Source organism: Novosphingobium sp. ZN18A2 (assembly GCF_036784765.1).
In the GTDB taxonomy this organism is placed as follows: Bacteria; Pseudomonadota; Alphaproteobacteria; order Sphingomonadales; family Sphingomonadaceae; genus Novosphingobium.
Genome location: NZ_CP136651.1, coordinates 836,144 through 846,995 on the forward strand (window position 1 = coordinate 836,144; position 10,852 = coordinate 846,995).

The following is a 10,852-nucleotide window of genomic DNA, read 5'->3' on the forward strand; positions in this document are numbered from 1 at the left end:
CGTCCGGAAAGCCGATGCCAGATGCGATCACCCGCGCCAAGGGCCGAGCGTGCCTTCGGCGGGCAGGACGGCGGGATTGTCGCACCGGCAGAGCAGGCGATGCTGCTCATAGGGGCCGGGCAACGTCCACCCGCCGGTGTGCGCGGCGCTGAAGCCGAAGAAGCGTTCGTAATATTCCGGGTCACCGATCAGCACCAGCGGCAGCGGCGCCATCGGGTTCAGCGCGCCGATCATCGCGTGCATCAGCGCCTGCCCATACCCCACCTTCTGAAGGTGCGGCAGCACGGCGACCGGACCGACCATGATCATCGGGTGGGCGCGGCCATCGGGATCGGTCAGCGCGACCGGCCAGCACTGGATCGTACCCGCCAGCATTTCGTTATCGTCAAGCGCCGCGAAGCTGAGCGTTTCCAGCCAGTGCGCGCCTTCGCGCACCTTGTAGGCCGTGCGCTGTTTGCGCTCGGGCTCGAACGCCCGGTCAAGCAGGTCTTCGACCAGTTGCGGGTCGACGTCGCCAAGGGGAATGATCGTGGACAAGGAAAAGTGCCCCGCCGGTAACCGAGTCGTGAGGGCGGGCGCATATAGGGGGCTGGCGCGAACCGCAAGCTTGGAACGCCGCGCCGTTTCGCGCATTCTGGCGCAAAGACGCGCAAACGGGGGGAAGGACAATCGCCACCGCAAGCCGTATCATGTCCGGGGAAAAGCAAGCCGGCCTGGCCGGTCGCTATCGTGCGGTGCGCGCGCTGACCGAAGCGCTTGCCGCGCCGCTTTCCGATGCCGACGCGACGATCCAGTCGATGGAGGATGCCAGCCCCGCCAAGTGGCACCTGGCGCATACGACATGGTTTTTCGAAACCTTTCTGCTGCGTGACAGGATGCCGGGATACCGGCTGTTCGACGATGACTGGCCGTTCCTGTTCAATTCCTATTACGAGGCCGAAGGCGCCCGCATCGCGCGCTTTTCACGCGGGATGCTGTCGCGTCCGCCGCTGGATCGGGTGCTCGCCTATCGCGCGCACGTGGACGAAGCGATGGAGCGTTTGCTGGCACGCGACGAGGGCGCCGCCCCGCTGGTGGGCCTGGGCCTTTCACACGAACAGCAGCACCAGGAGCTGTTGCAGACCGATATCAAGCACGCATTGTTCCAGAACCCGCTTGGCCCGGCGATGTGGCCGGCGATGCGCGATGCGTCCGCCGCGTCCTCTTCCGCGCCGGCTACAACGGGCGAATGGCTGGCGCACCCCGGCGGCCGGGTGGCCATCGGCCATGCGGGAGACGGTTTCGCGTTCGATTGCGAAGGCCCGCGCCATGACGTGCTGTTGCAGCCCTTCGCGCTGTCGCGAGCGCTTGTCACCAACGGCGAATGGCTGGAATTCATGGCAAGCGGCGGATACGCGACACCCGCGCTGTGGCTGTCCGACGGATGGGCCTGGGTGAACCGGGACGGCATCCGTGCCCCGCTGTACTGGCACGAAGGCGCGAACGGGTGGGAGCGTTTCACGTTTTCGGGCTGGCGGCCCGTCGATCCGCAGGCGCCGGTAACGCATATCTCCCAATACGAGGCGGACGCTTTTGCCGCGTGGGCCGGTGCGCGCCTGCCCGAAGAGGCGGAATGGGAAGGGCTTGCGCAAGGCGGCGATGCGAGCAGCGGCGTGCTGCTCGATACCGCCGGACCCGCCGATCCGGTGGCCGAAGCCGCGCCGCACCTGTTCGGCAACGTGTGGCAATGGACCCGTTCCGCCTATCTTCCCTATCCCCGCTTCACGGCGGCGCAGGGCGCGGTGGGCGAATACAACGGCAAGTTCATGAGCGGACAGGCCGTGCTGCGCGGCGGAAGCTGCGCCACGCCGCGCGGGCACGTGCGCGCCAGCTATCGCAACTTTTTCTACCCTCACCAGCGCTGGCAATTCACCGGCCTGCGGCTCGCGAAGGATATGTAATGGCGGTCGAGACCGGGATCAGGATTGTCGAAGAGGACGACAGCGGCATAGACAAGGCCTTCCGCGCCGACGTGCTGGCAGGGCTCTCGCAGCGCCAGAAGGCAATTCCCGCGCGCTGGTTCTATGACGAACGCGGATCGCAGCTGTTCGAGGATATTACGCAGCAGCCCGAATATTATCCCACCCGCGCCGAGACGGAGATCCTCTCCACGCGCGGGGCGGAGTTCGCGGCGCTGACCGGCGCGGGCCGCGCGGTTGTCGAGTTCGGATCGGGCAGCAGCGTCAAGACGCCGCACCTGCTGCGCGCGATTTCGCCCGGCGCCTATGTGCCGATCGACATTTCGGGCGAGTTCCTGCGCGAATCCGCCGCCGCGCTTTCGGTCCGGTTTCCCGGCCTGCCGGTGTTCCCGGTAGAGGCCGATTTCACCAAGCCGGTTGCGCTGCCCGACGAAGTGCAGGGCATGGCGATGCTGGGGTTCTTCCCCGGTTCGACCATCGGCAACCTCGTACCGCGCACCGCGGTCGACCTGCTGCGTTCCATGCGTGAGACGCTGGGGCCGGATTCGCAGCTTCTGATCGGCATGGACAGGATCAAGGACGAAAGCGTGCTGGAAGCGGCCTATGACGATGCCGCAGGGGTGACCGCGCAGTTCAATCGAAACCTGCTGACGCGCATAAATCGTGAGCTTGGGGGCGATATCCCGGTCGACGCCTTCGAACACCTCGCCCGCTGGAACGACCTGATCGCGCGGATCGAAATGCACCTTCGCGCGACCCGCGACGTGGCGTTCACCGTTGCGGGCCGTCGCTTCACGATGAAGGCCGGCGAGACGATCCATACCGAAAACAGCCACAAGTACGATCCGCGCAGCTCCGCCGCGTTGCTGCTGGCCGGGGGGTGGACCCCGCTGGCCGACTGGACCGACGCGGATGGCCGCTTTTCTCTAATCCTGGCCGAGGCGAGCGAATACCGGATGGCGCCTTAAGGTAGCGCCGACGGATGCGGGGGCCGCTCCGGCGGCTTTTGTCCGGATTTCAGACATACCGGGAACGACTGCATTGCATCCACAAATCCACGTCACCCCGGGCTTGACCCGGGGGCCCGCTCCACTTCTCACGCAACTTCGGCTCAAACAAGCGAGTCATAGAGGTCATCCCAGTCCGGATTGACACCTTCGATCAGGTCGAATTTCCATTCGCGCCGCCAGCGCTTCAATCGCTTTTCATGCGCGATGCATTCCTCGATTGACTCTCCGCGCTCAGCCCAGACAAGCCGATTCAATTTGTAGCGCGCGCAGAATTCCGATCCGGTTCCCTGTTTGTGTTGGAAGATACGGGCGGCCAGATCGGCTGTCACGCCAACATACATGGTCCCGCGATAGCGGTTGGCCATGACATAGACCCAGCAGTCATTTCGTCCCCGAACCATCGCGCGATGTCAAAGTAAGTGGGGCCCCGGGTCAAGCCCGGGGTGACGATGGACTGGATAAAGCTACAACGGCAACTATCCCCGCAATGGCGGTCATTCACCGCACGTCGCCAGTCTCCCCAAGAGCCGCCGGTCATGCTCGTCCGGAAAACGCTTTAGCTCTCCGTAAACGCAAACGGCTCCGCCGCGCGGCGATAGTCGTCGGGCAGGATTTCGCGGCCGATCGGCGGGGCGGAGCGGGCGGTGCACTGGCTGCGGTGGCATAACCGGCAGGTCACACCGATCGGGGTGGCCTGGGCCTCCTTCGGGTCCATACCCGCCGCATAGATCAGCCTGGGCGCGTGTTCCGCCGCGCAGGTGAGCGCCACCGCGCGGTAGTGGCGCGGACGGTCCCAGCTTCCCCCGCCCGCCGCCACGGTGCGCGCGATGGAGAAGAATCGCTGCCCGTCGGGCAGTTCGAGCCATTGCGTGACGATCTCGTTCGGGCGCCGGAACACCGAATGCACGCTCCACAGCGGGCATCCGCCGCCATGCGCGGCGAAGGGGAAGCCCGCACCGTCCAGCCGTTTCGAGACATTGCCCGCCTGGTCCACGCGGATGAAGAAGAACGGCACCCGTTCATGCCCCGGCTTGCCCAGCGTGGTAAGCCGGTGGGCGACCTGTTCGAAGCTCGCCCCGAAGGCGCGCGACAGGGCTTCTATGTCGTAATGCCGCTGGTCCACCGCGCGGGCGAACCGGTCATAGGGCATCATCATCGCCGCCGCGCCATATCCGGCCAGCGCGCGGCGCACCAGGTTTGCGGCGGTGGGCGTGGCGAAGCGTTCGGACCGCACGATCTCGGCGATTTCGGCGCGCAATTCGGAGTATGCGGCGTGGAGCGCGACCTGGTAATTGCGGCTGGGCGCGTCCAGCGTATCGTCGATCAGCAACTGGTCGCCATGCCGGTCGAACCGGCGGATCGATCCCATCATCACGTCGGGCGGCAGGAAGCGCACGCGCACCCCGCGCGATTTCAGCCACGCGGCGATCGATCCGGCCTTGGCCACTTCCGCCGAAAATTCCTCCGCGCGCGCGTCGAGAGCGGGGAACCAGTTGCGCCGCGCCGCGAAGAAGCGCCGCGCCTCGCCCACCGGATCGGTGATCGCCGCCGCTTCGCCCGCCACGCGCTGTTCGGCCAGCGCGTTCTGCTCTCGCGAATAGGCACCGTGAAGGCGCAGCAGCGCTTCGGAAACGCCGGGGAAGTTGGTGGCAAGGTCCGCCACTTCCAGCGCGGGCAGGTCTATGTCCGAAAAGATCGGGTCGCGCAGCACATCGGTCAGCCGCCGCGCATAATCGTCAGCATCCTCGCTCGCGAGGTCGGAGATTTCCAGCTTGTAGCTTTTGGCAAGGCGCAGCAGCAGCTCGGCGGTCAGCGGGCGCTGGTTGCGTTCCAGCAGCGCGATATAGCTGGGCGAAACTTCCAGGTCGGATGCCATCGCCTGCTGGGTAAGGCCAAGTTCGCGGCGCAGGCGCTTGAGGCGCGGGCCGAGGTAGAGGGGGCGCGACGTGCTCATGACGGGCACCTTGTCACAATCGCACAACTTTACAAGGAAAAGCTGTAAAGTTTGACAGCGTGACCCTGCCAGCGGTTCCGCAAGTGCGAAATGACCCGTAGTCCGGCCCCACGCAATAACCAACCCGTGAGAGTGCCATGACCTATCAGCAGACCATCACCGAGGCCGACGGCGAGATCGGCCAGTTCCGCCAGACCTGGGACGGGATCGACGCCGAGTCGGTTGCCCGGATGCGTCTGCAGAACCGCTTCCGCACCGGGCTGGATATCGCGCGTTACACCGCGAAGATCATGCGCGAGGACATGGCCGCCTATGACGCCGATCCCGCGAACTACACCCAGTCGCTGGGTTGCTGGCACGGTTTCATCGGCCAGCAGAAGATGATTTCCATCAAGAAGCACTTCGGCAACACCAAGCGCCGCTACCTCTACCTTTCGGGCTGGATGGTTGCCGCGCTGCGCAGCGAGTTTGGTCCGCTGCCCGACCAGTCGATGCATGAGAAGACCAGCGTTCCCGCGCTGATCGAGGAGCTCTACACCTTCCTGCGCCAGGCCGACGCGCGTGAGCTGGGCGGCATGTTCCGCGATCTGGATGCCGCGCGCGCTGCCGGCAACGACGTGGAAGCCCAGCGCATCAGCCAGGCGATCGACAACCATGAAACGCACGTCGTGCCGATCATTGCGGATATCGACGCGGGCTTCGGCAATGCCGAGGCGACCTACCTGCTTGCCAAGAAGATGATCGAGGCGGGCGCCTGCGCGCTCCAGATCGAAAACCAGGTGTCGGACGAAAAGCAGTGCGGCCACCAGGACGGCAAGGTGACGGTGCCGCATGAAGACTTCCTCGCGAAGATCCGCGCGCTGCGTTACGCTTTCCTTGAACTGGGCGTGCCCGACGGGATCATCGTTGCGCGCACCGATTCGCTGGGCGCGGGGCTGACCAAGCAGATCGCCTTCACCGCCGAAAAGGGCGATCTTGGCGACCAGTACAACAGCTTCCTCGACTGCGACGATGTCGATCCGGCCACGCTGGGCCACGGCGACGTGCTGATCAGCCGCGACGGCAAGCTGGTGAAGCCCAAGCGCCTGCGCTCCAACCTGTTCCAGTTCCGCAAGGGAACCGGAGAAGACCGCTGCGTGCTGGATTGCATCACCGCGCTGCAAAACGGCGCGGACCTGCTGTGGATCGAGACGGAAAAGCCCCACGTCGGCCAGATCGGCGGCATGGTGAACCGCATCCGCGAGGTCGTGCCGGGCGCCAAGCTGGTCTATAACAACTCGCCCAGCTTCAACTGGACGCTCAACTTCCGCCAGCAGGTCTATGATGCCTGGGCCGAGGCCGGGAAGGACGTGTCCGCCTATGACCGGGCGAAGCTGATGAGCGTGGACTACGACGGTAGCGAACTGGCCGCCGAAGCCGACGAACGCATCCGCACCTTCCAGAAGGACGCGGCGCGCGAAGCGGGCATCTTCCACCACCTGATCACGCTGCCGACCTATCACACCGCGGCGCTCAGCACCGATAACCTGGCGAAGGAATACTTCGGCGACGCGGGCATGCTGGGTTACGTGAAGAACGTGCAGCGTCAGGAAATCCGCCAGGGCATCGCCTGCGTGAAGCACCAGAACATGGCCGGTTCCGACATCGGGGACGACCACAAGGAATACTTCGCCGGCGAAGCGGCCCTGAAGGCCGGCGGCGAGCACAACACGATGAACCAGTTCGCCGCATAGGCGGCTGGGGGAACCAGTTCGCCGCATAACGCGGCGCACGGCGGGAACCGGGCGACCACACCCCGGACCGGTTCCCGCCCTTACCGACCGTCAACAGGGCGGCGGAACCCAACCATACACGCGGCAGGCAAGCCGCGGAGGGAGAGGATTGCCATATCCTTTTTGCGAACTTTCCTGGGGAGGAAAGCGCGGCCCGTCGCACCCTGGTGCGGCGGGCCGATTTTCGTGACCGCGCGTCCCGATAGTTACGATTGCACCCTTTCCCTGCACGAACGCCCGCCCTAACGTGCCGCACCACCGGAACAACAGGGGCCGCACCTTTCGATGAATCACCGCCACTTTGCCGCGCCGCTTGCCGCGCTTGCCATGTTGCTGACCGCCGCCGCACCCGCGCAACCTTTTCCCGATACGGTCCAGACCGGAAGCGACATCCCCCGGCATTTCGTCCAGCCCACGGCGGATTACGATTACGTCCGGAAAGAGGTGATGATCCCCATGCGCGACGGGGTGAAGCTGCACACCGTCATCATGATCCCCAAGGGCGCGAAGAACCTGCCCATGGTGCTGGAGCGCACGCCGTATGAGGCGGACGGGTTCATGCCCAACAACAGCCCGAAGATGCGCGACGCGGTCTGGTCGGGTGACCGCGACTGGGCCGATGGCGCGCACATCCTTGTCTGGCAGGACATTCGCGGCAAGTACAAGTCGCAGGGCGATTACGTGATGACCCGCCCGCCGCGCGGGCCGCTCAACCCCACGAAAACCGACGACACCACCGATGCCTGGGACACGATCGACTGGCTGGTGAAGCACGTGCCCGAATCGAACGGCAAGGTGGGCATGATCGGATCGTCGTATGACGGGTGGACCGTGGTCATGGCGTTGCTCGATCCGCATCCGGCGCTGGTGGTGGCCTCTCCCGAAAGCCCGATGATCGACGGCTGGATGGGGGACGACTGGTTCCACCTTGGCGCGTTCCGCCAGTTCGGGCTGGACTATTTCCCCGAACAGATGACCAGGGCCGGCTCGGGCGAAGGCATCGCGCGGACAGAGCGCGACGATTACACCGGCTTCCTGAACGCGGGATCGGCGGGCGATTACGCGAAGGCCGCCGGGCTGGACCAGTTGCCTTGGTGGCACCGGCTTACCACGCATCCCGCCTATGACGCGTTCTGGCAGGGCCAGGCGCTCGACAAGCTGGTGGCGAAACATCCATCCGACGTGCCGACGATCTGGCTGCAGGGGCTGTGGGACCAGGAAGACATCTATGGCGCGGTGCACAGCTATGACGCGCTGAAGGATGCGGGCCATGGCGCGAACAACTATCTGGCCATCGGGCCTTGGTTCCACAGCCAGGTAAACCGCTGGGGCCGGGGCCTGGGACCGTTCAAGTGGGCGGGGGATACCGCCGCGCAGTTCCGCCAGAAATGGCAGATCCCCTTTTTCGATCATTACCTGACCGGGAAGCCCATGCCGCAGCCGATGCCGCGCGCGGTGATCTATGACGCGGTGGCCAACAAGTGGGACAGCTTTGCGGACTGGCCTTCCGCCAAGGAGCAGAAGCGCGTGCCGCTTTATACCTCGGCAGGCGGCGGCCTTACCTTCGGCGCACCCGATGCGGGAGAGGACAGCTATGTTTCCGATCCGGCGCATCCGGTGCCGTTCACCCCGCGTCCGGTGGTGAACGGCGATCAGGGCCAGTGGCGCGGCTGGCTGACGCACGACCAGCGCTTTGCCGCCAGCCGCCCTGACGTGCTGACCTTCCAGACACCGGTGCTGACCAAGGCGGTGCGGATCGAAGGCGCGCCGTTCGCGGATATCTTCGCGAAGACGACCGGCACCGACGGGGACTTCGTGGTCAAGCTGATAGACGTCTATCCCGGCATGACGCCGCACGATCCGAAGATGGGCGGTTACCAGTTGCCGGTAAGCATGGACATCCTGCGCGGCCGGTATCGCAAGAGCTTTTCCGACCCGTCGCCGATCCCGGCGGGCGAGGTGCAGGAATACAGGTTCCGCCTGCCCACCGCCAACTGGACCTTCCTGCCCGGCCACCGGATCATGGTGCAGGTCCAGTCCACGCTGTTCCCGCTTTATGACCGCAATCCGCAGACTTACGTGCCCAACGTGTTCTTCGCGAAGAAGGGCGATTACGCGAAGGCGACGATCAGCGTGGAAAGCGGCGCGGGCAAAAGTTCGGTCCTGCTGCCGGTGGTGGAATCCTCGGGCGCGCAGCCATAAGGGGCGAGGGTGCGATCGATAGGACTTCACCCTATCTGGCAACAGGGTTGATGCGCCGTTATCCGTTTGTCTTCAGGCTGGCTTATGGCCATGAACGGCAAAACCTGTCCGAAGCGGACAGGAATGGAGACAGGCAATGCGTTTCGACGGAGCGGATGCGGGCAAGGGTGGCCGTCCGCCGCTTCTGATAAAGGTCCGCAAAGGCCCGCTCGAGACGCCCGACGTCGTGGTTCTGGAACTGACGCTGGCGGGCTGCATGGTGGAATGGGAAGGCTGGGCGCTAAAGGAAGGCCAGCGCGTGCTGGTCAGCTTCCCCACGCTGTCCAACGTGGCCGCCAAGGTGCTGTGGATAGAGGACGGCCGCATGGGCGTGCTGTTCGACGATCTTCTGCACCAGGCGGTGTTCGACCACCTGACCACGGGGTGATCCCCGTGCCGCGCCCCGTCGGCACATCGACCGGCGGGGCTATGGCGTGTCCTCTGCGCGTAATCGCAAGGGCATCGCGGGTTGGGCCGGTGGCGGTTCGTTTTCGGCTCCGGGCTTCTTTTCAGCGGAGATGCGGCCCGTCGCCAGCAGGCCCATGTTGACCAGCGGCCGCAGGAACACGCCGTAAAAGGTAAGGTAGCGCGCATCCTCAACCGGTCCACGGCCGATGCCATAGACCACGGGTATCGCCGTGTCTTCGCGCACGGCGGTGCCGAAGGCCCAATCCCAAAGCGAAAAGATCACGCCCAGGTTCTTGTCCCAGTGTTCCAGCCGAACGCTGTGATGCAACTGGTGCATGTGCGGGCTGATAATCACATAATCCAGATAGCCCAGGCTGATCTGGAAATGGCTGTGCTTCAGGTGATTCAGCGTGAGCACTATGACGATGATGTTCGTCGTGAACATCAGGTCGATCAGGGTGACAGGGCCGATCCTGTAGAAGAACGAAAGCACACCCACCGCGGGCGCCAGGACCACGCTGTGACAGACCGTGTAGACAAGCGATTCCAGGGGATGGACGCGGAACGACGTGACCGGCGAGAGGAACGTGGCGGAATGGTGAACCTTGTGCAGTTCCCACAGTACCGGAATCCGGTGGAGCGCGCGATGCGCAAGGTAATCGCCGAAATCCAGCAGGACGACCAGAAGCACCGCCATCGTCACGATGGCGCCGGGGCCGGGATTCGCCGCGTCCGCATTCCAGCCGGTGCCCGACAGGCCCCAAAGCAGGATTCCCGCAATGAAGAACACGATTACACTGGTCGAGAACGCCGGAATCAGGCGATTGGCCAGATAGAGGAATACGTCGACTATCGCGGATCTGCAGCGCCACCTTTCCACGGCGAAGGTGTGATTGAACAGCGCCCAGATCGTGAAGTCCTGCTTTTCGCCCCTGATCGCCTTTAAGGACAGGACGATGAACGATGCGGCGATCAGCATGACAGGGGCGAAGACATACCCCGGATATTGTGCGAATATGCTGCCCTTCATGCTGTCGATTACTTGGTCTGCCGTCATCGTCATGCAGTCTCTGCGCAGAATTTTCGAGAAATCGCGGTAGGGTAAATCGATGGATCAGACCCGGTCCGAACTCAACGGTGCATTCGCCGTATAGTAACCCGTAGGACTAGGTTCGCATCTGGCCCGGGCGGCCATGCGGATTAGTCCGGAATTGGCCCTGAAATGGCAGTTTCGCGAGGCTGCGGCAAAATCCGTCGCCATATCCGCATCTTGCCGTCAGGGCAGTCTGACCGGCGAAAGGGCTGCTGCCTGCCCGCATTACCCTTCCGGGGGGCAGGCCTTTCGATCCGCGGGTGCTGCGGTGTTCAAGCCACTTTTCGACGTTCGTCATTCTTGGGCCATAGAAAGCGCGACGCGCGGAAATCACGGCGCAAGGCCGCGCCGCTGGTCCGCGTGCATTCGCCGTTCGTCGAACCGCCTCTGGCGTGGTGCGGCCGTCTCGCGCATGA

At 64.5% G+C, this 10,852-nt stretch carries 9 protein-coding genes; 5 read left to right on the forward strand and 4 right to left on the reverse strand.

Features of this window, described 5'->3' with window-relative positions:
- Nucleotides 1-27: 27 nt before the first annotated feature.
- Nucleotides 28-537 (reverse strand): N-acetyltransferase, encoded by a 510-nt coding sequence (locus RXV95_RS04105; protein ID WP_338467745.1) that lies wholly within the window; start codon nt 535-537, stop codon nt 28-30.
- Between the two features lie 152 nt (nt 538-689).
- On the opposite strand from RXV95_RS04105, the gene egtB reads away from it, so the two are divergent.
- Nucleotides 690-1,940 carry an ergothioneine biosynthesis protein EgtB gene (egtB, locus tag RXV95_RS04110; protein WP_338467746.1) on the forward strand — a complete coding sequence of 417 codons (1,251 nt, stop codon included), beginning with the start codon at nt 690-692 and terminating at the stop codon, nt 1,938-1,940.
- On the forward strand, nt 1,940-2,926 hold the full coding sequence (gene egtD / locus RXV95_RS04115; RefSeq protein WP_338467747.1) for an L-histidine N(alpha)-methyltransferase: 987 nt from the start codon (nt 1,940-1,942) through the stop codon (nt 2,924-2,926). Before egtB ends, egtD begins: the two co-directional genes overlap by 1 nt.
- 143 nt (nt 2,927-3,069) lie before the next feature.
- On the opposite strand, the gene RXV95_RS04120 is transcribed toward egtD, so the two are convergent.
- Nucleotides 3,070-3,369, reverse strand: coding sequence for a GIY-YIG nuclease family protein (locus tag RXV95_RS04120; RefSeq protein WP_338467748.1), 300 nt, complete (start codon nt 3,367-3,369; stop codon nt 3,070-3,072).
- A 155-nt stretch (nt 3,370-3,524) separates the two neighbouring features.
- Nucleotides 3,525-4,922, reverse strand: coding sequence for a short-chain fatty acyl-CoA regulator family protein (locus RXV95_RS04125; RefSeq protein WP_338467749.1), 1,398 nt, complete (start codon nt 4,920-4,922; stop codon nt 3,525-3,527).
- Between the two features lie 137 nt (nt 4,923-5,059).
- Here RXV95_RS04125 and RXV95_RS04130 point away from each other — a divergent pair, with 137 nt between their 5' ends.
- From RXV95_RS04130 to RXV95_RS04140, 3 genes are all read left to right on the forward strand, one after another.
- Nucleotides 5,060-6,655 carry an isocitrate lyase gene (locus RXV95_RS04130; RefSeq protein ID WP_338467750.1) on the forward strand — a complete coding sequence of 532 codons (1,596 nt, stop codon included), beginning with the start codon at nt 5,060-5,062 and terminating at the stop codon, nt 6,653-6,655.
- Nucleotides 6,656-6,979: 324 nt separating this feature from the next.
- Nucleotides 6,980-8,896 (forward strand): CocE/NonD family hydrolase, encoded by a 1,917-nt coding sequence (locus RXV95_RS04135; protein ID WP_338467751.1) that lies wholly within the window; start codon nt 6,980-6,982, stop codon nt 8,894-8,896.
- A gap of 136 nt (nt 8,897-9,032) precedes the next feature.
- The gene (locus RXV95_RS04140) at nt 9,033-9,323 is read left to right on the forward strand and encodes a PilZ domain-containing protein (RefSeq protein ID WP_338467752.1); all 291 of its coding nucleotides are present in this window, start codon (nt 9,033-9,035) and stop codon (nt 9,321-9,323) included.
- A gap of 39 nt (nt 9,324-9,362) precedes the next feature.
- Here the strand turns inward: RXV95_RS04140 and RXV95_RS04145 are convergent, their stop codons facing one another.
- Nucleotides 9,363-10,400 (reverse strand): sterol desaturase family protein, encoded by a 1,038-nt coding sequence (locus RXV95_RS04145; RefSeq protein ID WP_338467753.1) that lies wholly within the window; start codon nt 10,398-10,400, stop codon nt 9,363-9,365.
- Between the last annotated feature and the right edge of the window lie 452 nt (nt 10,401-10,852).

Excerpts from the sequence above, each read along its gene's own strand:
- RXV95_RS04140 (WP_338467752.1), top strand. The coding sequence starts at position 9,033 with ATGCGTTTCGACGGAGCGGATGCGGGCAAGGGTGGCCGTCCGCCGCTT.
- egtD (WP_338467747.1), top strand. The coding sequence starts at position 1,940 with ATGGCGGTCGAGACCGGGATCAGGATTGTCGAAGAGGACGACAGCGGC.
- RXV95_RS04120 (WP_338467748.1), bottom strand. The coding sequence starts at position 3,369 with ATGGTTCGGGGACGAAATGACTGCTGGGTCTATGTCATGGCCAACCGC.
- RXV95_RS04135 (WP_338467751.1), top strand. The coding sequence starts at position 6,980 with ATGAATCACCGCCACTTTGCCGCGCCGCTTGCCGCGCTTGCCATGTTG.
- RXV95_RS04145 (WP_338467753.1), bottom strand. The coding sequence starts at position 10,400 with ATGACGGCAGACCAAGTAATCGACAGCATGAAGGGCAGCATATTCGCA.
- RXV95_RS04130 (WP_338467750.1), top strand. The coding sequence starts at position 5,060 with ATGACCTATCAGCAGACCATCACCGAGGCCGACGGCGAGATCGGCCAG.
- RXV95_RS04125 (WP_338467749.1), bottom strand. The coding sequence starts at position 4,922 with ATGAGCACGTCGCGCCCCCTCTACCTCGGCCCGCGCCTCAAGCGCCTG.
- egtB (WP_338467746.1), top strand. The coding sequence starts at position 690 with ATGTCCGGGGAAAAGCAAGCCGGCCTGGCCGGTCGCTATCGTGCGGTG.